Below are 22,697 nucleotides of genomic sequence, written 5' to 3'. Positions count from 1 at the left end.
CATGAAGAACCTGCAAAACATGGGCCTGCTGGTCCTGGGCGCCGCCATTCCGCTGATCGCTGTCTTGCCCCTGCCCGACTTCTGGATCACCCAGCTCAACTACATCGGCATGTACAGCATCACCGTGCTGGGTCTGGTGCTGCTCACGGGTGTGGGCGGGCTGACCTCGTTTGGCCAGGCCGCGTTTGTGGGCATTGGCGCCTACACCACCGCCTGGCTCACGCTCAACACCGGCCTCTCGCCCTGGCTCACGCTGTTCGTGGGCATGGGCCTCACCGCCGGCAGCGCGCTGCTGGTGGGTCTGATCACACTGCGCATGTCGGGCCACTACCTGCCGCTGGCCACCATAGCCTGGGGCTTGTCGCTGTATTACCTCATGGGCAACCTGGACGCGCTGGGCAAATACGACGGCCTGCTGGGCATCAAGAGCCTGAGCATCGGCGAATTCGACATCGGCCAGGGCCGCGCCTTCTTCGTGCTCACCTGGGTGCTGTTGCTGGCCTTCGCTGCGGGTCTGCTGCACCTGCTGGACTCGCGCGCGGGCCGCGCCATCCGAGCGCTCAAAGGCGGCTCGCAAATGGCCGAGGCCATGGGCATCAGCACCTTCCGCTACAAGGTCACGATCTTTGTGCTGGCCGCGCTGCTGGCTTCGGTGGCGGGCTGGCTGCTGGCGCACTTTCAGCGCACCGTCAATCCGTCGGCCTTCGGCTTGAAGATGGGCATTGAATACCTGTTCATGGCGGTGGTGGGTGGCGTGGGCCATGTGTGGGGCGCCATCGTGGGCGCTGGCCTCATCCGCGTGCTGGAAGACCAGCTCCAGGTGCTGCTGCCCAAGCTGATGGGCACCAGCGGCAGCTACGAAGTGATCGTGTTTGGCATTGCGCTGGTGATGGTGCTGAAGTACCTGCCCGACGGCTTGTGGTCTTTGGTGGGCCGCCACCTGCCCAAGCGGGCGCGCACGGTGGACTGGCAACAGGCGGCCGCCCTGCCCGAGCGCGACAAGCCCGAGGCCGGTGCGCTGGTGCTCGATGTGCGCAAGGCCCGCATGCAGTTTGGCGGCCTGGTGGCGGTGAACGACATCAGTTTCCAGATTCACGCCGGCCAGATCGTGGGCCTGATTGGGCCCAACGGTGCGGGCAAGTCGACCACGTTCAACCTGATCACGGGCGTGCTGCCCGCCACCAGCGGCGAGGTGGTGTACCGCGGCAAGTCCATCAGCAGCCTGAACTCGCGCAGCATCGCCTGCCAAGGCATGGCCCGCACCTTTCAGCACGTGAAGATGATCCCCGACATGACGGTGCTGGAAAACGTGGCCTTGGGCACCCACACCCGGGGCCGCAAGGGTGTGCTGTCCGCCATGTTGCGCGCCAACCGCACCGAAGAGCAGCAGCTGTTTCGCGAAGCGCAGCGCCAGCTGGAACGCATTGGCATGGGCGCTTACCTGCACGAGCAGGCGGGCAACCTGGCCATGGGGCCGCAGCGGCTGATGGAGATTGCCCGCGCGCTGTGCGCCGACCCTGCCCTGCTGCTGCTGGACGAACCCGCCGCCGGTCTGCGCCACCAGGAAAAGCAGGCGCTGGCCGGTGTGCTGCGCCAGCTCAAGCTTGAGGGCATGAGCATCTTGCTGGTGGAACACGACATGGACCTGGTGATGCAGATTTGCGACCACCTGGTGGTGATGGAGTTTGGCACCCTGCTCACGCAAGGGCCACCAGCCCAAATTCAGCAAGACCCCAAGGTGCGCGCCGCCTACCTCGGCACCGACCACTAAAAGAGCCCCAACATGAGCACACCCCTTCTTCAGCTCAAAGGCCTGCGCGCCGGCTACGGCCGTGCCGAGGTGCTGCACGGCATCGACCTGCACGCCGACAAAGGCAGCGTCATCACCGTCATCGGGCCCAACGGCGCGGGCAAGTCCACGCTGCTCAACACCGTCATGGGCATCCTGCCGGGCAAGGGAACCATTGAGTTTCGAGGCCAGGACATCAGCACCCTCACGCTCGAAGAGCGCGTGATGAACGGCATGGCGCTGGTACCCGAAAAGCGCGAGCTGTTCAGCACCATGCCGGTGGAAGACAACCTGCTGCTGGGCGGCTTTCGCCAGATGCGCCTGGGCAACGCGCAGTGGCGCAGCAAGCTCGACGATGTCTACAGCATCTTCCCGCGCCTGCAAGAGCGCCGCACCCAGCTCGCCGGCACGCTCTCGGGCGGCGAACGCCAGATGCTGGCGGTGGGCCGCGCGCTCATGTCGGGGCCCGAGTTGCTGATGCTCGACGAGCCCAGCCTGGGCCTAGCACCACTGATCGTGCGCGAGATTTTTTCCATCATCAAGCGCCTGCGCGAGACCGGCGTGACCATTGTGCTGGTGGAGCAAAACGCCCGCGCCGCGCTGCAGGTGGCCGACCACGGCTACGTGCTGGAAATGGGCGAACTCAGCGCCCAAGGCCCGGCCAGCGAACTGGCCAACGACCCCCGCGTGATCGAAACCTACCTGGGCAGCGCCCGCCAACCCGCCTGAATACCGCCCGCCAGCGGAACCACCCCTTTTGCGCCACCCAGACACCACCAGGAGCCCCCCCATGAACCATCCCTTTGCACACGCTACCCGCCTCGCCCTGCCCGCAGCCGTATGCATCGCGGTCACGGCCTGCGCCACGTCCCCGGGGCTTTCGTCGTCCGGCGCAGCCGCTCCAGTGCTGGCGCCCGCCGTGGGCGCCAGCCTGCAGCAGTGCGACGGCCTGACCCAGCAATTCCAGTTCGACCAGCTCCGGCTGCAATCGGCCGCCGTGGTGGAACCGGGTCGGGTGTCGCCCACGGGCGCCGAGGTGGGTGCGCACTGCTTGGTCAAGGGCCAGATGCACCCACGCAAAGGCACCGATGGCCGCGACTACGCCATCGGCTTTGAAATGCGCTTGCCCAAAGATTGGAATGGCCGCTTTTATTACCAGGGCAACGGTGGGCTGGACGGCGCCGTTCGCCCCGCCGAAGGTGCGCTGGGCGGAGGCCCATTGACCGGTGCGCTCAAGCAGGGCTTTGCGGTCCTCAGTTCGGACGCGGGCCACACGGGTGCACAGACGCCCTACTTTGGCCTTGAGGCCCAGTCGCGCCTGGACTACGGCTACCAAGCGGTGGCCAAGCTCACACCCATGGCCAAGGCGCTGATCGCCTCCGCCTACGGCAAGGGACCGGACCGCTCTTACCTCGGCGGCTGCTCCAACGGCGGGCGCCACGCGATGGTCGAGGCTGCGCGTGGTCAGGCCTACGACGGCTACCTGGTGGGGGCACCGGGCTACCGCCTGCCCAACGCGGCGCTGGCCCAGCTCTGGGGTGCCCAGCAGTGGGCACCACTCGCCGCAGTGGGCGCCACCACCAAGCACCCACTCAACCCCAGCGCCAGCATCCCCGACCTCAGCGGCGCGTTCACCAAGGCCGAGCGCCAACTGGTGGCCGACGCTGTGCTGGGCAGGTGCGATGCACTGGACGGCGCCAAGGATGGCCTGGTACAGGCCACACAAGCCTGCCAGACCACTTTCAATCTGGCCACCGACGTGCCGACCTGCACCGGTGAGCGCAACGGCCAGTGCCTGAGCGCAGCGCAAAAAGACGTGGTGGCCCGCGTCTTCACCGGGGGACGCACGGCAGACGGCCAGTCCATCTATTCGGCCTTTGATTACGACCCAGGCCTGGCCGGTGACAACTGGGCCACCTGGAAGTTTGCCAACGCGGTGGCGCTGGACCCGCTGTCGGTTGGCACCGTGTTCAGTGTGCCGACGGGCATGTTCGACCCGCTCAAGGTCGACATCTCCGCCCGACTGCTCATGTTCAGCGCCACCAACGAGGTGTACCGGGAGTCGGGCCAGTCGCTCATGACGCCACCCGGCCATGAAAACCCGGTCAACCTGGCCAAGCTCAAAGACCGTGGCGCGAAAATGGTCGTTTACCACGGCGTGGCGGATGCAATCTTCTCCGCCGAAGACACCCGCCAGTGGATGCAGCGCCTGGACAAGGCCCTGGGTGGTCAAGCCGATTCGTTCGCGCGCTACTTCCCCGTGCCCGGCATGGCGCACTGCAGCGGCGGCCTGTCCACCGACCAGTTCGACCTGCTCTCACCACTCGTCAAGTGGGTCGAGCAGGGCCAGGCACCACAGGCCGTGGTCGCCACAGCGCGTGGCGCTGGCAACCCCGGCGGTGTGAACGCCGAGTTGCCTGCCGACTGGTCCGCCAACCGCAGCCGCCCACTGTGCGCGTACCCGACGGTCGCCACCTACCAAGGCAGCGGCAGCATGGAAGACGCCGCCAACTTCGTCTGCCGCTGAACCTGCCAGAACAACCATGTACTACGAACCCGGCAAAACGCCCCACGGTCTGCCGCACGACCCGTTCAAGTCGTGCGTGGTGCCGCGCCCCATCGGCTGGATATCCACGGTGGACGCGCGGGGGCGGCACAACCTGGCGCCCTACAGCCAGTTTCAAAACGTGACGTTTGACCCGCCGATCGTCATGTTCAGCGCCAACCAGACCACGCAGGGCGAACGCAAGGACTCGGTGCGCAACGCCGAGCAGATGGGCCAGTTTGTATGGAACATGGCCACCTTCGCGCTGCGCGAGGCGGTCAACATCAGCGCCGAAGAACTGCCGCACGGCGTGGACGAGTTTGAGCGCGCCGGGCTGGAGAAGCTGGAAAGCCGGCTGGTGAAATCCATGCGCGTCAAAGGCTCACCGATCCAGTTCGAGTGCGAATACCTCAACACGGTGCGCTTCCCAGGCCGCCCGCCCATGGGCACGGTGGACGTGGTGTTTGGCCGTGTGGTGGGCATCCACATTGACGATGACTACATCGACGGCGACGGCTTGGTCGACGTGCTGAAGATGCAGCCCATTGCCCGCATGGGCTACTTTGACTACACCACGGTGGACAACAAGTTCCAGATGGTGATTCCCGGCAACAGCAAGGCGCTGCTGGCGGGGCTTGAAGGTTCGCCCGACAAGGCCGCGCAGGCAACCCGGCACCGCTGACACAACCCGTAAAAACGCATTGTTTCGATCACACCCATGAACGCCTACCAGCCCCAACCCGCCGAACAACGCTTCATCCTCAACCACGTGCTGCAGGCCGCACAGCAATTGGCGGCGCTGCCCGCCTACAGCGACTTCGATGACGACCTGCTGACGCAGGTGACGGACGAGGCGGCCAAGTTTGTGGGCGAAGTGGTGGCCCCGCTGAACCGCGAGGGCGACGAAACCGGCGCCCATTGGCAGGACGGCGCGGTCACCATGCCGCCCGGGTTCCGGGACGCTTACCAGGCCTTCTGGCAAGCCGGCTGGCCTTCGCTGGCTTGCGCCACCGAAGACGGTGGCCAGGGCCTGCCAACGGTGCTGGAGGCCATGCTGTATGAAAACCTCAGCGCCGCCAACCACGGCTGGACCATGGCGCCGGGCCTGCTGCACGGCGCCTACGAATGCATCAAGCACCACGCCTCGCCAGAGCTCAAGGCCCGCTACCTGGAAAAAGTGGCCACCGGCGAATGGCTGGCCACCATGTGCCTGACCGAACCGCACGCGGGCTCAGACCTCGGGCTGGTGCGCACCAAGGCCGTGCCGCAGCCGGACGGTCGATACGCGCTGAGCGGCACCAAAATCTTCATCTCAGGTGGCGAACACGACCTGACCGACAACATCGTTCACCTGGTGCTGGCGCGCCTGCCTGAGAGCCCGCCCGGCCCCAAAGGCCTGTCGCTGTTTCTCGTGCCCAAGTTTTACGAAGACGGCACGCGCAGCGCCGTGGTCTGCGAGCGCATTGAAGAAAAAATGGGACTGCACGGCAGCCCCACTTGCGTGATGCGTTTCGACGAAGCCGCCGCCTGGATCGTGGGCGAGCCCGGCAAGGGGCTCAACGCCATGTTCATCATGATGAACGCTGCCCGCCTGCACGTGGGTCTGCAAGGCATTGGCCTGCTCGACGCTGCCTGGCAAAAGGCCCATGCCTACGCCCAGGACCGCCGCCAAATGCGCGCCCCGGGCAGCGCCAGCAAAGCCGGTGAGGCAGACACCATCCACCAGCACCCGGCCATGCGCCGCGTGCTCGACACCCAACGCGCCTGGGTGGACGCCGGCCGCGTGGTGGCTTACCGCACCGCGCTCGAACTCGACACCCTCAAACAGCACCCCGATGCGGCCCGCCGCGAAGCCGCTCAGCGCTGGTGCAGCCTGGTTACGCCGGTGCTCAAGTCGGCCTGGACAGACCAGGCCTTCAGCGGCGCCAGCGCTTGCCTGCAGGTGTTTGGCGGCCACGGCTATGTGCGCGAATGGGGCATTGAGCAGATCGTGCGCGACGCCCGCGTGGCCATGATCTACGAGGGCACCAACGAAATTCAGGCCATTGACCTGCTGGTGCGCAAGGTGCTGCCCGATGGCGCTGCTGCGCTGAGCGCACTGCTGAGCGAAATGGCCGCCGAGCTGGGCGACAGCCCCGACGCCGAGCGCACACGCCAGGCCATGGCCCGCTTCACGCACTTCACCACCGAGCAACTGATCCCCGGCACCCGCGCGCCAGGCGCATCGCCCGAGCTGCCTTTTTGGTTGGCGGACGACTACCTGCGCGCCCTGGCCATGCTGCTGATGGCCTGGGCCTGGAGCCGCGTGGCCGTTGCAACGCAGGCCGACAGCCCGCGCTGGCGCACCGCCCACACCGGTTTCTGGCACTGGGTCTGGCCCGAATTTGACACCCGCATGGCCATCATGGGCGCCAGCCTCAGCGCAGCATGACGCGGCCAGACCCGCGCAGCGCGTTGGTTTGGGCGCTGGGGAGTCTGCGCGCTCGCGCTATGCTCTAACGATGTCTGAGACCTCCGTTGCCAACAACCTGCGCCGACCGCGCACCGCCCGGGCGCAAGGTGAAGCCGCCACAGAGCCCACCCCGGTAACCGGGTCCGGCGAGCTGGACACCTCGTACCTGGAAACCTTGCTGGGCTACAACGCGCGCCGTGCGGCGCTGGCCGTGATTTCGGTGTTTTTGCAGCGCATGGAGCCGTTTGGCCTGCGCCCGGTGGACTTTTCGGTGCTCACGCTCATCGCACACAACCCCGGCATCACCTCGCGCCAGATCTGCACCGCCCTCGACATCTTGCCGCCCAACCTGGTGGGCATGATCAAGAGCCTGGAAAAGCGCGGGCTGGTGGAACGCCGCCCCCACCCCACCGACCGCCGGGCCCAGGGCCTGCACGTCTCGGCCGCCGGCAAACGCCTGCAACGCGAAGCGCAGAGCACCGCTACCCAGCTGGAGCAAGATGTCTCCGGGGCCCTCACGGCCGACGAGTTGCAAACCCTCAACGCGCTGCTCCACAAGGTCTACCACCGCTGAACGCATGTCCCCACAACGGCAATGGGGGTAAATCCGGATCGTTCGAACCCTTGCGCACGGGCACCATGGTCTCCAGCTAGAAAACTGCTAGCAAGCCTGCCCCACAAGCGTTAGCGGGCAGCCTGCGCCAGGCCGTCACAGGAGAACCCGCATGAGTGCCAAAGACAACGCCGCTGTGATCCGGCTGTTCGACCTGCTGGAATCGCGCTATGCCCTGCGGGTGATCTGGGCCCTGAGCGACGGCCACCCCCAGACTTTCCGCCTGCTGCAAGACAGCGTGGGCGGCGTCACGCCCAACACGCTCAACACCCGCCTGAAAGAGCTGCGCGCGGCCCGCCTGGTGGACCACTCTGGCGAGGGCTACCGGCTCACATCGCAAGGGGCCGACCTGGCCCGCCGCCTGCACGACGTGCAGCAGTTCGCGCCGAAATGGAGCCAGCAACAAGCCCGGGCGGCTGCCAACGCCGCGGCCTCCGCCCAGCGTGAGCCGGCCCGCCCGGCCGCCTGAGCCGGGCCAGAAAAGCTCAGAGGCTGAGAGTTTTTCGCGCGCGTCCGAGCGACGCCTCAAAACGTGCCCGATCAAGGCGCAAAGCACAGCCATAGCAAGGCTATGGCGCGCATTTGCATCGCCGTGCGGGTGCGTTTTGGGGTGGTGAGCGGGCACGCGCGAAAGGCTCTCAGCCTGCCGGACTGTCCACCACGGTCTGGCACTGCTCGCCCAAGGCGCGGCCGCCCAGACGCACCACATCACCAGCCTTCAGATACACCGGGGGCTTCTGGCCCATGCCCACGCCGGGTGGGGTACCGGTGGCGATCACGTCACCCGGTTGCAGCGCCATGAAACGGCTCAGGTAGCTCACGATCTGCGCCACGCCGAAGATCATGGTGCGGGTGTTGCCCGTTTGGCGGCGCACGCCGTTCACCTCCAGCCACAGGTCCACATTTTGCGGGTTGCCCAGCTCGTCGGGCGTCACCAGCCAAGGACCCACCGGGCAGTGCGTGGGGTAGCTCTTGCCTTTGGTCCACTGCCCTTCCAGTTCGATCTGGTAGGCCCGCTCAGACACATCGTTCACCAGGCAATAACCCGCCACGTGTTGCAGCGCTTCGGCCTCGCTCACATGAAAAGCCCGCTGCCCGATCACGATGCCCAGCTCCACCTCCCAGTCCAGCTTGACCGACCCGGGTGGAAGCCACACCGGGTCGTTGGGGCCACTGATGGCACCGCTGTGTTTGTTGAACACAATGGGCTGGCCGGGCGGCTTCAGGCCCGCCTCGGCTGCGTGGTCGGCGTAGTTCAAACCGATGCACACCACGTTGCCCACACCGCCCACACAGGCGCCCAGCCGGGCGCCAGCGGGCACCCGCGGCAAGGTGCTCGGGTCGAGCGCGGCCAGACGGGACATAGAATCGGGGCCCAGCGTGGCGGGTGTGATGTCGGTGAGCACGCCAGAGAGATCGCGCAAGGCGCCGCTCGCATCCAACAAACCGGGTTTTTCTGCGCCCTGCGGGCCGTGGCGAAAGAGTTTCATGGACGTTGTTCTGTGACAAAACCCCGATTTTCACCCGACGACCGCCGATTTGCCGCCTTTGCGGGCGCTCACACTTGAACTTGCGCGACAAGCCCCAAGTTACCGCCCAGCAAGCTTTGCCTTTGAATTCACGTCAAACCATCAACGCACATGAGCCAACAACCCCACTCCGCCGAAAGCACCAGCCCTGAACATGCCGCGCCTGTGAGCCCGGAAGAAGCGCTGGCCGCAGCCGCCGTGGCCGAAGCCGATGCGCTGGCAGCCCTGTCCAACGAAGTCAGCACCCTCAAAGCCCAAAACGCCGATCTGGCCGAGCAGTTTCTGCGCGCCAAGGCCGAAGCCGAAAACACCCGCCGCCGCGCCGAAGACGAGATGAGCAAGGCGCGCAAATTTGCGGTGGAAAGCTTTGCCGACAGCCTGCTGGCCGTGGCCGACAGCCTGGAAGCCGGCCTGGCCATTCAGGAAGCCACGCGCGAGCAACTGCGCGAAGGTTCTGAAGCCACCCTCAAGCAGCTCAAAACCGCGCTGGAGCGCCACAAGGTGCTGGAAATTGCCCCCGCCGCTGGCAGCAAGTTTGACCCGCACCAGCACCAAGCCATCAGCATGGTGCCCGCCGAGCAGGAAGCCAACACGGTGGTCAGCGTGCTGCAAAAAGGCTACCTGATCGCCGACCGCGTGTTGCGCCCGGCGCTCGTCACGGTGGCCGCACCCCACTGAGTGTTTTGTGCGGGTATCCCCTTGAAAGCAAGGGGGTTTATCCACACATCCCAAACATCCTTTTCACCAATTCATTTTTCGTACCGGAGCAAACAACATGGGAAGAATCATCGGCATCGACCTGGGCACCACCAACTCGTGCGTGTCCATCATGGAAGGCAACACCACCAAGGTGATCGAGAACTCGGAGGGTGCACGCACCACACCGTCGATCGTGGCTTACCAGGAAGACGGTGAAGTGCTCGTGGGCGCCAGCGCCAAGCGCCAGGCCGTGACCAACCCGCGCAACACGCTCTACGCGATCAAGCGCCTGATTGGTCGCAAGTTCACCGAGAAAGAAGTCCAGAAGGACATCAACCTCATGCCTTACTCCATCGTGGCCGCCGACAACGGCGACGCCTGGGTGGAAGTGCGCGGCAAACAGATTTCGGCCCAGCAGGTCAGCGCCGACATTTTGCGCAAGATGAAGAAAACCGCCGAGGACTACCTGGGCGAACCGGTGACCGAAGCCGTCATCACGGTGCCGGCCTACTTCAACGACGCCCAGCGCCAGGCCACCAAAGACGCAGGCCGCATTGCCGGCCTGGATGTGAAGCGCATCATCAACGAGCCCACCGCTGCGGCCCTGGCCTTCGGCCTGGACAAGCAGGAAAAGGGCGACCGCAAGATCGCCGTGTACGACCTGGGTGGTGGCACGTTTGACGTGTCGATCATCGAGATCGCCGACGTCGACGGCGAAAAACAGTTCGAGGTGCTGTCCACCAACGGTGACACCTTCCTGGGCGGCGAAGACTTCGACCAGCGCATCATCGACTACATCATTGGCGAGTTCAAGAAAGAACAAGGCGTTGACCTGTCCAAAGACGTGTTGGCCCTGCAGCGCCTGAAAGAAGCCGCTGAAAAAGCCAAGATCGAGCTGTCCAGCTCGGCCGCCACCGACCTGAACCTGCCCTACATCACCGCCGACGCGTCGGGCCCCAAGCACCTGAACATCAAGCTCACGCGTGCCAAGCTCGAAGCCCTGGTGGAAGAGCTGATCGAGCGCACCATTGCACCGTGCCGCATGGCCATCAAGGACGCCGGCATCAGCGTGGGCGACATCCACGACGTGATCCTGGTCGGCGGCATGTCGCGCATGCCCAAGGTGCAGGAAAAGGTCAAAGAGTTCTTCGGCAAGGAGCCACGCAAAGACGTGAACCCCGACGAGGCCGTAGCCGTGGGCGCCGCCATCCAGGGCCAGGTGCTCTCCGGTGACCGCAAAGACGTGCTGCTGCTGGACGTGACCCCGCTGAGCCTCGGTATCGAGACCATGGGCGGCGTCATGACCAAAATGATCCAGAAAAACACCACGATCCCGACCAAGTTTGCGCAGGTGTTCTCCACCGCCGAAGACAACCAGCCGGCCGTGACCATCAAGGTGTTCCAGGGCGAGCGCGAAATTGCTTCGGGCAACAAGTTGCTGGGCGAGTTCAACCTGGAAGGCATCCCGGCTTCGGCCCGCGGTACGCCCCAGATTGAAGTCTCCTTTGACATCGACGCCAACGGCATCTTGCACGTGGGCGCCAAAGACAAAGGCACCGGCAAGGAAAACAAGATCACCATCAAGGCGAACTCGGGTCTGAGCGAAGACGAGATCCAGCAGATGGTGAAAGACGCCGAACTCAACGCCGCTGACGACAAGAAAAAGGTCGAGCTGGTGCAGTCTCGCAACCAGGGCGAAGCCATGGTGCACAGCGTGAAGAAGAGCCTGGCTGAGCACGGCGACAAGCTGGACGCAGCGGAAAAAGACGCCATTGAGGCGGCTGTGAAAGACGTCGAGGAAGCACTCAAAGGCGAAGACAAAGAAGCCATTGAAGCCAAGACGGAAACGCTGATGTCGGCCAGCCAGAAGCTGGGCGAAAAGGTGTACGCCGCTTCGCAGGCCGAGCAAGCTGCGGCCGCTGGTGGCGCCACCGAAGGCGCTGGCCAGGGCAACGCCAGCAAGGCCGCTGACGACGACATCGTTGACGCCGAAGTCAAGGAAGTCAAAAAGGGCTGATCGCCACCCCACGAACGGTTGCACTCGCCCTCACCGGCCACGTAACCGATCAGCCGCCGCGCCCGGGCATTGAAAAATGCCCGTCCGCGGCGTTTGTGTTCAAACAGAACTGCACGACACCATGGCTAAACGAGATTTTTACGAAGTGCTGGGCGTTCCGAAAAACGCTTCAGACGAAGAAATCAAGAAGGCGTATCGCAAGCTGGCGATGAAGCACCACCCCGACCGCAACCAGGGTGACGCGGCGAAGGCCGCCGAGGAGCGCTTCAAGGAAGCCAAAGAAGCCTACGAAATGCTGTCGGACCCGCAGAAAAAAGCGGCCTACGACCAATACGGCCACGCCGGTGTGGACCCCAACATGCGCGGCGGCCCTGGTGGCGCTGAGGGCTTTGGCGGTTTCGGCGAGTCGTTCGGCGACATCTTCGGTGACATATTTGGCGGCGCACGCGGCCAGCGTAACGGGCGCCAGGTGTACCGCGGCGCCGACCTGTCGTACGCCATGGAAATCTCTCTGGAAGAAGCGGCGGCCGGCAAAGAAAGCCAGATCCGTATTCCCTCCTGGGACGACTGCGACAGCTGTAAAGGCACCGGCGCAAAACCCGGCACCAGCGTCAAGACCTGCTCCACCTGCCACGGCCAGGGCCAGGTACAAATGCGCCAGGGCTTCTTCAGCGTGCAGCAAACCTGCCCCACCTGCCACGGCAGCGGCAAGATCATCCCCGAGCCCTGCACCGCTTGCCACGGCCAGGGCAAGATCAAAAAGCAGAAAACGCTGGAAATCAAGATCCCAGCCGGTATCGACGACGGCCAGCGCATCCGCAGCACCGGCAACGGCGAGCCGGGCCAAAACGGTGGGCCTTCAGGCGACCTTTACATTGAAGTGCGCCTGCGCAAGCACGACATCTTTGAGCGCGAAGGCGACGACCTGCACTGCCAGGTGCCGGTGAGCATGACCACCGCGGCCCTGGGCGGCGAGATCGACGTGCCCACGCTGCAAGGCAAGGCCACCATCGACCTGCCTGAAGGCACGCAAAGCGGCAAAACCTTCCGCCTGCGCGGCAAAGGCGTCAAAGGCGTTCGCAGCAGCTACCCCGGTGATCTGTACTGCCACGTGGCAGTCGAGACACCGGTGAAGCTCACAGAGCACCAGCGCAAACTGCTTAAGGAACTCGACGAATCGTTCAAGAAGGGCGGCCACAAGCACAGCCCGAACGACAAGGGTTGGTTTGAGAAGGCGAAGAGCTTTTTCAGCTGATTGACGCTGGAGGGTTCAGAAATTTGAAGGGGCAACGGGTAACCGTTGCCCCTTCTGGTTTTCCTCTTGCGGGAAACTGGACAGCAACGCGCGAAAGCACCCCCGACAGCTACATCCCGTTCGACCCTATCAAGCCTAGAAACAGAAAATACCCAATTAAATCAATGGTTTATTCACGACGCGCCGGTCGCAGGACCACTTTTTGGCAAAGCGCGTTTTCGGTTCGCTTACCCTTTGAGTATGGCAAGCAAACATCCCCAGCCTTCAAGGCCAACCGGTCTTTTTCCTGACACTTTGAAGCACTTCAGACGGGACGGACCCGGCGTGCGTCTGTTCGCACTGTTCATACTTCGGCTGCCCCACATCCTCGTTGCGGGTGCTGGACCTGTTTACTGGATCGGGCGACAACATGGGTGGTGGAGTTGAGGCGTGCGACGCAAGCCAGCGCAGAACACGCTGAGTGGGAAGGGTTGCAAATCATCAAAGTGGAACTGCAGAGAGATTGGGAAAGTTTTCACAGCTGAGGTGCTCGGTCTGGCCAGTCACAATGCCAGAAATGAACCAGACCGACTTTCTTATCCTCGGCGCCGGCATTGCTGGCGCCTCCACCGGCTATTTCCTGGCACCGCAAGGCCGATGCGTGATGCTGGAGCGCGAGAGCCAGCCGGGCTACCACAGCACCGGGCGCTCGGCGGCGCAGTTCATTGCCAGCTACGGGCCGCCGCAAGTGCGTGCGCTGTCACTGGCGAGCGAGGCTTTTTTCAAGCAACCGCCGGCGGGGTTTGCCGAGGCGCCGCTGCTCATGCCACGGGGCCTGCTCACGGTAGCGGGGCCGGACGAGATGCACCACCTTGACGAAGCCTGGGCGGTGCTGAAAGACGTCAGCCCGCGCGGCCGCCGACTGACCGCGGCCGAAGCGCTGGCCATGGTGCCGGCGCTGCGGCCCGACAAGGTGAGCGCCGCCCTTTATGAGCCCGACAGCTTCGACATGGACGTGCATGCTATCCACCAGGGCTACCTGCGCGGTTTCAAACGCGCGGGTGGCGAGTTGGTTGCGGATGCGCAGGTGGTGTCCATCGAGCGAGCGGGCGACCTTTGGCAGGTGCGCACGGCCGCGGGTGCGGCGTACGCGGCCCAGGTGTTGATCAACGCGGCTGGCGCGTGGTGCGACGCGGTTGCAGGCATGGCGGGTGTGGCACCCATCGGCCTGGTGCCCAGGCGCCGCACCGCGTTCACCTTTGCCTCGCCAGCCGGCACCGACACCGCCGACTGGCCGCTGCTGCTGGCGGCAGACGAGAGCTTTTACATGAAGCCCGATGCCGGTGCGCTGCTGGCGTCACCCGTTAACGAAGACGCTACACACCCTCAGGATGTTCAGCCCGAAGAACTGGATATCGCACTGGGCCTGCACGCGGTGGAGACATGGACGACGCTGAAGCCCCGACCGACGCACACTTGGGCGGGCTTGCGGTCATTTGTGGCCGATGGCGAATTGGTGGGCGGCTTTGATGCACACGCGCCGGGCTTTTTCTGGTGTGCCGCACAGGGCGGCTACGGCATTCAGACCAGCGCCGCCATGGGGGAAGCCTGTGCGGCGCTGGCGCTGCGCCGGCCCTTGCCAGACGACCTGGTGCTCCATGGCGTCAGCGCCGATGCTTTGTCGCCGCTGCGGCTGCAAGGCGTGGCCGGGTAAAGCCCCGGACCATCCAACAGACGCCTGGGCTCGGCGTTACCTACAGCCCAGGCTTCAGCGGCTGAAACCCAGCCGCTTGGTGCTGTCAGCTGCCCGCAAAAGCCCGTTCGATCACGAACTCGCCTGGGCGGCTGGTGCTGCCTTCTTCGAAGCCGTATTGCTCGGCCAGGCCTTTCAGGTCGCGCAGCATTTCGGGGCTGCCGCAGATCATGATGCGGTCTTCCGCCCGGTTGAGCTGGGGCAGGCCCAGGTCTTTGGCCAGCGTACCATTTTCAATCAGCGTGGGAATGCGGCCCTGGTGCTCAAAGGGCTCGCGGGTGACGGTGGGGTAATACAGAAACTTCTGCGCCACCATTTCGCCCAGAAACTCGTCCTGCTTCAGCGTTTCCGACAGCAGTTCGCGGTAGGCGAGTTCTTTCACTTCGCGCACACCGTGCACCAGCACCACTTGCTCGTAGCGCTCGTAGGTTTCGGGGTCGCGGATCACGCTCAGAAACGGTGCCAGGCCGGTGCCGGTGGCAAACATATACAGGCGCTTGGCCGGCAGCAGGTAGTCGATCAGCAGCGTGCCGGTGGGCTTGCGTCCCACCAGCACCGTGTCGCCCACATGAATATGCTGCAACTGCGAGGTGAGCGGGCCGTCGGGCACCTTGATGCTCAGAAACTCCAGGTGCTCCGCGTAGTTGGGGCTGGCAATGCTGTAGGCGCGCACCAGCGGCTTGCCGTTGATGCGCAAGCCAATCATGGTGAAGTGGCCGTTGGAGAAACGCAGGGACGAACCCCGGGTGGTGGTGAAGCTGAACAGGCGGTCGGTCCAGTGGTGAACGCTCAACACGCGCTCTTCGTCAAATGCACTCATGGGGTCCGGGAAGTTGGTGAGAAAACAGAATGCAGGCCATGCACACGGCGGCTGCCGCGCATACGCCCAGGACTGTGGATGCCGCCAGCCAACCCTGTTCGGCAACACTGGGGCAACCCCGGATTGTAAAACGTGTGAAAACCCTTCCCTTGGGCGCTGACATGCACGGCGCACACCGATGCCTTTGAGCGGTCGGCTGATCCCCCGCCTATGAGATCGATAAAAACGATCGACTGGCGTTTTTTAATAGTTTTTGACAAACTACTGACCAGGGGCGATTGAAAACACGCCGCCCGCCCACGCAAGGAGCAACCCACCATGACAGCCCTCATACGACAAGTCCGCCCGGTCTGGGCCCAAGTACAGCGCTTTGAATTGCCCGTGCCGCCCCAGGCCGTGTTGCACAGCCTGCTCGCACTGGGCGCTGGCCTGCTGCTGATGGCGGGTGTGGTGTCGCTCAGCACGTTCTGGGCGCCCACCCGCGCCTGGTGGGACGCGGCCCACAACGGCAGTGCCATGGCAGCGGGTGTGCAGGCGTCGTTGATCGCGGCGATGGCGACCGCTGTGGGTGCCTTGCCCGTATTTCTGGTGCAGCGGGTGAGCAAGCTGCAAGAGGCGGCACTCATGTCTTTCTCGGCCGGGGTAATGCTGGCTGCCGCCATCTTTGCCTTGCTGCTGCCTTCGCTGGCCGCTGGCCAGGCTTTACTGGCGGGCGTGGCGGGCGGCGCCACGGGTGCCGCCGCACTCTGCGGCGTGGGCCTGGCGTTGGGCATGGGCCTCATGCTCGCCATTGACCGATTCACACCGCACGAACACGCGGTGTTGCCACCGGCAGCGCCGGGCCACACCGGCCAATGGGCCGCCGGCGGGCCGGTGGACCAGGCTGCCGCGCAACGCGCCTGGCTCATGGTGTTGGCCATCCTCATACACAACGTGCCCGAAGGCTTGGCGGTGGGCGCGGCTTATTCCGGCGCGGCATTGGGCGTGGACACGGGCGGCACAGCACAGGCGGGCGCCTCGGTGGCGCTGGCCATTGGCTTGCAGAACATGCCTGAGGGCCTGATTGTGGCGATGGCCCTGCGCACCCTGGGCCGCAGCGCGGGCCAGGCCTGGGGCGTGGCCGCCCTCACCGGGCTGGCCGAGCCACTGGGCGCCATCCTGGGTCTGTGGGTGCTGGGCAGCGTGCCGGCGTTTTACCCGGTGGGCCTGGCGCTGGCGGCGGGCGCCATGCTGTTTGTGGTCAGCCACGAGATCATTCCCGAAACCCACCGCAATGGGTTTGAGACCCTGGCCACATCCACCCTGCTGGGCGGCTTCATCTTCATGCTGTTGCTTGACGCAGCCTTGGGCGGTTGAATGGCCCTGCCTTGACGGAACGCTTGGGGGTTGCGCCCGGCCGGGGGTACGATGTTTTGCATGAACGTACACATTCGCTTTCTGGGCGCGGCCGGCACCGTCACCGGCTCCAAATATTTGGTGGAACACGCGGGCCACAGTGTGTTGGTGGACTGCGGCCTGTTTCAGGGCTACAAACAGCTGCGCCTGCGCAACCGCGACCCGTTGCCGGTGATGCCCAACCACATCAACGCGGTGATCTTGACCCATGCGCACCTGGACCACAGCGGTTACCTGCCCCTGCTGGCCAAGGAAGGCTTTCACGGCAAGGTGTGGGCCACGCCCGCCACGCGGGACCTGGCCAAAATTTTGCTGCCCGACAGCGGCCATATCCAGGAAGAGGACGCCGCGTTTGCCAACCGCCATGGTTTCTCCAAGCATGCACCCGCCTTGCCGCTTTACACCGAAGACGACGCGCACGAAAGCCTGAAGCTGTTCAAGACCGTGCCCATGGGGCAGCGCTTTGAGCCGGTGCACGGCTGGACGGCGCAGTTTTTCGGCGCCGGCCACATCCTGGGGGCTTCCAGCCTGTTGCTTGAAGTGGGAGGACGGCGCATTGTGTTTTCGGGCGACCTGGGCCGCCCCGACGACATGCTGATGAAGCCCCCCGAAAAGCCCCCGGCGGCCGACGTGGTGGTGATCGAGTCCACCTATGGCGACCGCGAGCACCCCGAAGAAGACGTGCTGGCCGAGCTGGGCCCGGCCCTGCAGCGCGTGGCCGCGCGGGGCGGCACCGCCGTGGTGCCGGTGTTTGCGGTGGGCCGCGCGCAAGAACTGTTGCACGCCATAGCCCTGCTGAAAGCCAACGGTGTGCTGCCGCACAGCCTGCCCATTTACCTGGACAGCCCCATGGCCATCCACAGCACCGACCTGTTTTCGAAGCATGTGGGCGAACACCGGCTGAGCGCGGCCCAATGCGAAGCCATGGAACGCGTGGCCAAGATGACGCGCACGGTGGAAGAGTCCAAGGCGATTGCCCTGCAACACGGCCCCAAAGTGGTGTTGTCTGCCAGCGGCATGGCCACGGGCGGGCGCGTGTTGCACCACCTGGCCCAATACCTCGGCCACCACCGCAACATGGTGGTGCTGGCCGGCTACCAGGCGCCCGGCACACGCGGCGCCACGCTGGCGGGGGTGGCCAACCAGGAAGGCGGCACACGGGGATCGCCAGCCCCCCACAGCCACCTGCGCATCCACGGGCAAGACGTGCCCGTTCGGGCCGAGGTGGTGCAGCTCGCTTCGGCTTCGGCCCACGCTGACGCCAGCCAGCTCATGGACTGGTTGCGTGCCATGCCCGCTGCGCCGCGCCGGGTGTTCGTGACGCATGGCGACATGGAAGCGTCTGACCGGCTGCGCCACCGCATCGAAACAGAGTTGCGCTGGCAGGCGCTGGTGCCCGAGCACGGCAGCACCTGGGGCGTTTGACCGCCCCCCGCACGGGGCATGCCCGACAATCCGACACATGAAGACCACCGCTACCGTTACCACCCTCTTCCCCGCCCTATTGAGCGCCTGCCTTTTGCTGGCGGCCCCCGCCTGGGCCCAGGCGCCGAATGCCGAGTTCGACGCCTGCCTGAACAACCTGCGAGCACCCGCCCGCGCCGCTGGCGTGCAAGACGCCACCTTTGCCCAGCACACCCAGGGGCTGGCGCCCGACTTGAGCGTGATCGACAAGCTGAACTTCCAACCTGAATTCCGCATGGCGATCTGGGACTACCTGGCCGGCCTGGTGGACGAAGAACGCGTGGCCGAGGGCCAGGCGCTGCTGGCGCAACACGCCGACACGCTGGCGCGCGTGCAGCAGCGCTACGGCGTGGACCCGGCTACCGTGGTGGCGGTGTGGGGCGTGGAAAGCAATTTTGGCCAGACCTTTGGCAAATACCCGCTGGTGCAGGCGCTGGGCACGCTCTCTTGTTTTGGCCGGCGCCAGGCCTTTTTTCGCGGCGAGTTTTACGCCACGCTGCGCATCTTGCAGGCCGGGCACATCGCGCCCGAGCGGTTGGTGGGCTCGTGGGCCGGCGCCTTCGGCCACACCCAGTTCATGCCCACCACCTTTGAGCGGCTGGCGGTGGACTTTGACGGCGACGGCAAGCGCGACCTGATGGACAGCACCGCCGACGCCCTGGCCTCCACCGCCAACTTTCTGGCCAAAGCCGGCTGGCAAACCGGCCAGCCTTGGGGCTTTGAAGTGAAGCTGCCCGCCGGCTTCAGCACCACCGGCGAGGGCCGGCGCACCAAACGCCCCATGGCCGACTGGACGGCGCGCGGCCTGCGACAGACCAACGGCTCAGCCCTGCCCACCCAGGCAGGCAGCGCGGGCTTGCTGGCGCCCGCCGGCCCCCAAGGCCCGGCATTTTTGGTGTTTCGCAACTTTGACGCGCTGTACAGCTACAACGCGGCAGAGAGCTACGGCCTGGCCATTGCCCACCTGAGCGACCGCCTACGCGGCGCGGGCCCGTTCACCACCGCCTGGCCCACCGACGATCCTGGCATTTCACGTGCCGAGCGCCGCGAACTGCAAGGTCTGCTGATTTTGCGCGGTCACGACATTGGTGACGTGGACGGCATGTTGGGCGAGAAGAGCCGGGCCGCCATTCGCCTGGAGCAGGCGCGGCTGGGGCACGACGTGAACGGGCGCGGCGGCCTGAAGCTGTTGCAAGCGCTGCGCGGCAGCTGAGAGGCTGAGGCAACCCGCCTCAGAGCCACCCAAATTGCGCCCGCACGTCACGCGCCGTGACGTTCACCGGCGCCGTGGGGGCCGCCGTGTATTGCCGAAGATTCGGCGCCCGCACGCCACCGCTGTTCTGGCCCAGCACGGCCACGCCTTTGATGCGCCAGCCCAGCTCGCGCAGCGCGGCCACATAGGCTTGTGCATCGGGGTATTCCAGGGTGTCGGTTTTGTGCGGTTCCGGCGAAAGGCAAAACAACACCGCTTCGGCGCGGGTTCGGGCCACTTCGGCGACAAATTGCTCCACCGTGACCCGTGTGTCTTGCAAGGTCCCCACACGGGCGTAAAAACGCAGAGGTTTTTTGGCGCTCTGGAGCTGGATCTCGCGCACGCTGCGGTTGAAGCAACCGGAGAGGCTGCGCACCAGCGAGGCTTTGCGGGTGTTGGTGTTGCCGATGATGATGTAAGCGTCCATGGGGTGTTTCAAGCCTTCATGTCAGAGCTTCACCGCCGTGCCGCTCACGGCCACCATCATCATGCCGTTGTTCTCGCCCAGCACCTCGTAGTCAAAGTCGATGCCAATCACGCCGTTGGCGCCCATTTCTTTGGCGGCTTCCACCAGGCCTTCCATGGCGGCATCGCGGGCACCGGCCAGCGCACGCTCGTAGCCCCCGGCCCGCCCGCCCACCACGTCGCGCACCGACGAAAACATGTCACGAAAGATATTGGCGCCAATGATGGCTTCGCCGTTGACCACGCCGAGGTACTGGCTCAGCGCAATGCCATCGGGCGAGGTGGTGCTGAGGAAAAAGTTGTCGGTGCTTTTGGAAAACCAGCCCATGGTGAACGTCCCTGTAACGCACCGCCCGGCGGGTGCGGGTTCATTGTGCCAGCCACGCGCGCCGCGTTTGAAACCGGTTCACCACAAGGCCACCAGCTGGCCGCCCTGCACGCCCCAGGCGTGCTGGGCCATGGCGCGGGCCTCCTGTTCGTCGTGGGTCACCAGCAGGGCGGTCATACCCGCGGCCTGAATGCGCTCGCGGAATTCGGCGCGCAACTGGTCGCGCAGGGCTGCATCCAGCGCCGAAAAAGGCTCGTCGAGCAGCAGGGCACGCGGGCGTGTGATGAGGGCACGGGCCAGCGCCACCCGCTGCTGCTCGCCACCCGAGAGCGTCCACACCCGGGCCGTGGCGTGGGCGCCAAGGCCAAAGCGCGCCAGCAGCTCGCGCGCCTGCTCGCGAGCAGCCACCTTGCCCACCCCCTGCTCGCGCAGGCCAAAAGCCACGTTGTCTTGCACGTTCAGGTGCGGAAACAGGGCGAAGTCTTGAAACATGAGCGCAAAGCCGCGCCGCTCAGGCGGCAGTCGGGTGATGTCTTCGCCGTCAAACCACACGCTGCCGCGCTCCGGCACTTCCAGCCCGGCCACGATCTTCAGCAAGGTGCTTTTGCCGCTGCCAGACGCACCCAGCAGCGCCACGGTTTCGCCACTGTTCACCCGCAGGTTGACGCCGTCGAGCAGGGGGCGTTGGTCCCATTGTTTGGCGATGTCGCGCAGTTCAAGCATGGGAGCGATTGTCCTTTTTGCCTTCAATGCCCGCAAAAGCGAGCAGTGCCAGCGCCATGAGCACGCAGGCCAGCACCAGCGCAGCGTCGAGGTTGCCCGCGCCGGGACGGCCCAGGCGTTGGTAAATCAGCGTGGTGAGGGTGGTCCATTCGGGCCGCGAGAGAAACAGCGACACCGCAAACTCGCCCAGCGCGGTGGCCGCGGCAAACGCCATGCCGCGGCGCAGCGCGCCCGACACCAGTGGCAGGGTGACTCGCCAGAACACCCGCCAAGGGCTCGCGCCCAGCGTGGCAGCGGCCTGGGCATAGCTGGCGGGCAGACTGTCCAGCGCGGCGGTGAGCGACTTGGCCACAAAGGGGTAGGCCAGCAGGGCGTAGGCGGCCACCAGCAACCCCAGGCTGGCGGTCCAGTCCGGGTACAGCAGCAGCAAGCCAAACGCCACGGTGACCGGTGACACCACAAATGGCAAGAAGGCGGCCGCCCGCCAGGCCAGGGCCAGCCCACCCCGGGCCTGGCTGGCACCACGCGCGGCACCAGCCACATCCAGCGCGCGCACCGCCAGCGCATGAGTAAGGCCCAGCGTGGTGGCCAACACCAGCGCCATGGCTGAAAACCGCAGCGTGTTCCACAGGGCCTGGCCGGTCTCGGGCTCCAGCAACACCACCCCGCCCTGCCCCCACAGCAGCGCCCGGGCGGCCTGCCCTACGATGGCCAGCAACGGCGCGGCACACACCAGCCCCAGCACGACCAGTGCCCCGGCCACGGCGGCCCACTGGCCCAGCCCGTGCGGGCGCCGGCGCGCCACCGGTGTGATGCGCCCCGGTGCCGCCAGCCGTTTCTCCATCCAGGCGTAAGCCACGGCCACGGCACCGGTCAGTCCCAGCATCCACACGGCCAACACGCCGGCCTGGCCCAGTTCCAGCTCATAGGCCACCAGGGTGTAAATCTCGACCTCGACCGTGGCGTAGCGCTGGCCGCCCAAAATCAGCGCCAGGCCAAAACCCGAAAAACAATACAGAAACACGAGACACAGCGCCGAGGCCAGCCAGGGCGCAATGGCCGGCCATTCGACCCGCCAGAACGCGCGCCATGGCGTGGCGCCCAGCGAGCGCGCGGCGCCCACGCGGGCAGCGCTCACCTGCTCCAGCGCATCCACACCCGCGCGCACCACCAGGCACAGGTTGAAAAACAGGTTGCCGTAAAGCAGCAGCCAGGGGCTGTTTTCCAGGTCAACACCGGCGCTGGCCAGCGGCTCGCCCAGCCAGCCCCGAGGCCCCCAGAGCGCCAGCACACCCAGCGCCGCCACCAGCGTGGGCACCACAAAAGGCAGCATCAACAAGCGCAACACGGCGCCGCGCCCGGCAAATTCCAGCCGGGCCAGCACCCAGGCCAGCGGCAGGCCCAGCAGCAGTGCCAGCGCGCAGGTGATGGCGGCCTGCGAAAACGACCAGAGCAAGCGCCAGCGCAGGTGATCGTCCTGCCACAGCGCCCACCAGGACACATCGCCCGAGCTCCCCAGGCCCTCGTTCAGCAGCCGCAACACAGGCGCCACCAGCACCACCGCCAGAAACGCCAGCGGCAGGGCTGGCAGCATCCAGCGCAGGGGCAGGCGGGGCATG

19 protein-coding genes and 1 pseudogene are annotated in these 22,697 nt (G+C 65.5%); 14 read left to right on the top strand and 6 right to left on the bottom strand.

The window, feature by feature from the left end:
* Position 1 precedes the first annotated feature (1 nt).
* From AC4QBL_RS04575 to AC4QBL_RS04545, 7 genes and pseudogenes are all read left to right on the top strand, one after another.
* A complete protein-coding gene (locus AC4QBL_RS04575; RefSeq protein WP_472906640.1) occupies positions 2-1,771 on the top strand; it encodes a branched-chain amino acid ABC transporter ATP-binding protein/permease in 1,770 nt (589 codons plus the stop codon).
* 12 nt (positions 1,772-1,783) lie between these two features.
* Positions 1,784-2,284 (top strand): annotated as a pseudogene (locus tag AC4QBL_RS04570) (ABC transporter ATP-binding protein); the annotation flags it as partial.
* 295 nt (positions 2,285-2,579) lie between these two features.
* The gene (locus AC4QBL_RS04565) at positions 2,580-4,316 is read left to right on the top strand and encodes a tannase/feruloyl esterase family alpha/beta hydrolase (RefSeq protein ID WP_472906639.1); all 1,737 of its coding nucleotides are present in this window, start codon (positions 2,580-2,582) and stop codon (positions 4,314-4,316) included.
* A 16-nt stretch (positions 4,317-4,332) separates the two neighbouring features.
* Positions 4,333-5,016 carry a flavin reductase family protein gene (locus AC4QBL_RS04560; RefSeq protein ID WP_472906638.1) on the top strand — a complete coding sequence of 228 codons (684 nt, stop codon included), beginning with the start codon at positions 4,333-4,335 and terminating at the stop codon, positions 5,014-5,016.
* A 36-nt stretch (positions 5,017-5,052) separates the two neighbouring features.
* The gene (locus tag AC4QBL_RS04555; protein ID WP_472906637.1) at positions 5,053-6,765 is read left to right on the top strand and encodes an acyl-CoA dehydrogenase family protein; all 1,713 of its coding nucleotides are present in this window, start codon (positions 5,053-5,055) and stop codon (positions 6,763-6,765) included.
* Between the two features lie 70 nt (positions 6,766-6,835).
* Positions 6,836-7,360, top strand: a complete 525-nt coding sequence (locus AC4QBL_RS04550) for a MarR family winged helix-turn-helix transcriptional regulator (protein WP_472906636.1) — start codon at positions 6,836-6,838, stop codon at positions 7,358-7,360.
* Positions 7,361-7,511: 151 nt separating this feature from the next.
* Positions 7,512-7,868 carry a winged helix-turn-helix transcriptional regulator gene (locus tag AC4QBL_RS04545; protein ID WP_472899338.1) on the top strand — a complete coding sequence of 119 codons (357 nt, stop codon included), beginning with the start codon at positions 7,512-7,514 and terminating at the stop codon, positions 7,866-7,868.
* A gap of 169 nt (positions 7,869-8,037) precedes the next feature.
* Here the strand turns inward: AC4QBL_RS04545 and AC4QBL_RS04540 are convergent, their stop codons facing one another.
* Positions 8,038-8,889, bottom strand: a complete 852-nt coding sequence (locus AC4QBL_RS04540; protein ID WP_472906635.1) for a fumarylacetoacetate hydrolase family protein — start codon at positions 8,887-8,889, stop codon at positions 8,038-8,040.
* A 150-nt stretch (positions 8,890-9,039) separates the two neighbouring features.
* On the opposite strand from AC4QBL_RS04540, the gene grpE reads away from it, so the two are divergent.
* From grpE to AC4QBL_RS04520, 4 genes are all read left to right on the top strand, one after another.
* The gene (grpE, locus tag AC4QBL_RS04535; protein WP_472906634.1) at positions 9,040-9,606 is read left to right on the top strand and encodes a nucleotide exchange factor GrpE; all 567 of its coding nucleotides are present in this window, start codon (positions 9,040-9,042) and stop codon (positions 9,604-9,606) included.
* Positions 9,607-9,703: 97 nt separating this feature from the next.
* Entirely contained in the window at positions 9,704-11,644 is a 1,941-nt protein-coding gene (dnaK, locus tag AC4QBL_RS04530; RefSeq protein ID WP_472906633.1) for a molecular chaperone DnaK, read from the top strand.
* Between the two features lie 121 nt (positions 11,645-11,765).
* Positions 11,766-12,899, top strand: coding sequence for a molecular chaperone DnaJ (gene dnaJ, locus AC4QBL_RS04525; protein WP_472899342.1), 1,134 nt, complete (start codon positions 11,766-11,768; stop codon positions 12,897-12,899).
* Positions 12,900-13,455: 556 nt separating this feature from the next.
* Entirely contained in the window at positions 13,456-14,592 is a 1,137-nt protein-coding gene (locus AC4QBL_RS04520) for an NAD(P)/FAD-dependent oxidoreductase (protein WP_472906632.1), read from the top strand.
* An 85-nt stretch (positions 14,593-14,677) separates the two neighbouring features.
* On the opposite strand, the gene AC4QBL_RS04515 is transcribed toward AC4QBL_RS04520, so the two are convergent.
* Positions 14,678-15,451, bottom strand: coding sequence for a ferredoxin--NADP reductase (locus AC4QBL_RS04515; protein WP_472906631.1), 774 nt, complete (start codon positions 15,449-15,451; stop codon positions 14,678-14,680).
* A gap of 318 nt (positions 15,452-15,769) precedes the next feature.
* Between AC4QBL_RS04515 and AC4QBL_RS04510 the strand changes: the two genes are divergently transcribed.
* From AC4QBL_RS04510 to AC4QBL_RS04500, 3 genes are read left to right on the top strand one after another with little or no spacing between them, the layout of a single operon-like run.
* Entirely contained in the window at positions 15,770-16,807 is a 1,038-nt protein-coding gene (locus tag AC4QBL_RS04510) for a ZIP family metal transporter (RefSeq protein ID WP_472906630.1), read from the top strand.
* 60 nt (positions 16,808-16,867) lie between these two features.
* Positions 16,868-18,271: an MBL fold metallo-hydrolase gene (locus AC4QBL_RS04505; RefSeq protein WP_472906629.1), complete on the top strand. Its 1,404-nt coding sequence runs from the start codon at positions 16,868-16,870 to the stop codon at positions 18,269-18,271.
* 37 nt (positions 18,272-18,308) lie between these two features.
* Complete coding sequence (locus tag AC4QBL_RS04500; protein ID WP_472906628.1) at positions 18,309-19,523, top strand: lytic murein transglycosylase; 1,215 nt, start codon at positions 18,309-18,311, stop codon at positions 19,521-19,523.
* A gap of 19 nt (positions 19,524-19,542) precedes the next feature.
* Here the strand turns inward: AC4QBL_RS04500 and AC4QBL_RS04495 are convergent, their stop codons facing one another.
* The 4 genes from AC4QBL_RS04495 to AC4QBL_RS04480 form a co-directional block, all read right to left on the bottom strand.
* The gene (locus AC4QBL_RS04495; protein WP_472906627.1) at positions 19,543-19,989 is read right to left on the bottom strand and encodes a hypothetical protein; all 447 of its coding nucleotides are present in this window, start codon (positions 19,987-19,989) and stop codon (positions 19,543-19,545) included.
* Positions 19,990-20,010: 21 nt separating this feature from the next.
* A complete protein-coding gene (locus AC4QBL_RS04490) occupies positions 20,011-20,355 on the bottom strand; it encodes a heavy metal-binding domain-containing protein (RefSeq protein WP_472899353.1) in 345 nt (114 codons plus the stop codon).
* Between the two features lie 78 nt (positions 20,356-20,433).
* Positions 20,434-21,078, bottom strand: a complete 645-nt coding sequence (locus AC4QBL_RS04485; RefSeq protein WP_472906626.1) for an ABC transporter ATP-binding protein — start codon at positions 21,076-21,078, stop codon at positions 20,434-20,436.
* Positions 21,071-22,696 carry an ABC transporter permease gene (locus tag AC4QBL_RS04480; protein WP_472906625.1) on the bottom strand — a complete coding sequence of 542 codons (1,626 nt, stop codon included), beginning with the start codon at positions 22,694-22,696 and terminating at the stop codon, positions 21,071-21,073. The genes AC4QBL_RS04485 and AC4QBL_RS04480 overlap by 8 nt, the downstream gene beginning before the upstream one ends.
* Between the last annotated feature and the right edge of the window lies 1 nt (position 22,697).

This window comes from Hydrogenophaga sp. L99 (genome assembly GCF_058731905.1).
This window is presented reverse-complemented; position numbering and strand designations above follow the sequence as displayed.

Bases quoted from the DNA above. Each gene is read 5' to 3' on its own strand.
- AC4QBL_RS04575 (WP_472906640.1), top strand. From the start codon at position 2: ATGAAGAACCTGCAAAACATGGGCCTGCTGGTCCTGGGCGCCGCCATT.
- AC4QBL_RS04565 (WP_472906639.1), top strand. From the start codon at position 2,580: ATGAACCATCCCTTTGCACACGCTACCCGCCTCGCCCTGCCCGCAGCC.
- AC4QBL_RS04560 (WP_472906638.1), top strand. From the start codon at position 4,333: ATGTACTACGAACCCGGCAAAACGCCCCACGGTCTGCCGCACGACCCG.
- AC4QBL_RS04555 (WP_472906637.1), top strand. From the start codon at position 5,053: ATGAACGCCTACCAGCCCCAACCCGCCGAACAACGCTTCATCCTCAAC.
- AC4QBL_RS04550 (WP_472906636.1), top strand. From the start codon at position 6,836: ATGTCTGAGACCTCCGTTGCCAACAACCTGCGCCGACCGCGCACCGCC.
- AC4QBL_RS04545 (WP_472899338.1), top strand. From the start codon at position 7,512: ATGAGTGCCAAAGACAACGCCGCTGTGATCCGGCTGTTCGACCTGCTG.
- AC4QBL_RS04540 (WP_472906635.1), bottom strand. From the start codon at position 8,889: ATGAAACTCTTTCGCCACGGCCCGCAGGGCGCAGAAAAACCCGGTTTG.
- grpE (WP_472906634.1), top strand. From the start codon at position 9,040: ATGAGCCAACAACCCCACTCCGCCGAAAGCACCAGCCCTGAACATGCC.
- dnaK (WP_472906633.1), top strand. From the start codon at position 9,704: ATGGGAAGAATCATCGGCATCGACCTGGGCACCACCAACTCGTGCGTG.
- dnaJ (WP_472899342.1), top strand. From the start codon at position 11,766: ATGGCTAAACGAGATTTTTACGAAGTGCTGGGCGTTCCGAAAAACGCT.
- AC4QBL_RS04520 (WP_472906632.1), top strand. From the start codon at position 13,456: ATGAACCAGACCGACTTTCTTATCCTCGGCGCCGGCATTGCTGGCGCC.
- AC4QBL_RS04515 (WP_472906631.1), bottom strand. From the start codon at position 15,451: ATGAGTGCATTTGACGAAGAGCGCGTGTTGAGCGTTCACCACTGGACC.
- AC4QBL_RS04510 (WP_472906630.1), top strand. From the start codon at position 15,770: ATGACAGCCCTCATACGACAAGTCCGCCCGGTCTGGGCCCAAGTACAG.
- AC4QBL_RS04505 (WP_472906629.1), top strand. From the start codon at position 16,868: ATGAACGTACACATTCGCTTTCTGGGCGCGGCCGGCACCGTCACCGGC.
- AC4QBL_RS04500 (WP_472906628.1), top strand. From the start codon at position 18,309: ATGAAGACCACCGCTACCGTTACCACCCTCTTCCCCGCCCTATTGAGC.
- AC4QBL_RS04495 (WP_472906627.1), bottom strand. From the start codon at position 19,989: ATGGACGCTTACATCATCATCGGCAACACCAACACCCGCAAAGCCTCG.
- AC4QBL_RS04490 (WP_472899353.1), bottom strand. From the start codon at position 20,355: ATGGGCTGGTTTTCCAAAAGCACCGACAACTTTTTCCTCAGCACCACC.
- AC4QBL_RS04485 (WP_472906626.1), bottom strand. From the start codon at position 21,078: ATGCTTGAACTGCGCGACATCGCCAAACAATGGGACCAACGCCCCCTG.
- AC4QBL_RS04480 (WP_472906625.1), bottom strand. From the start codon at position 22,696: ATGCCCCGCCTGCCCCTGCGCTGGATGCTGCCAGCCCTGCCGCTGGCG.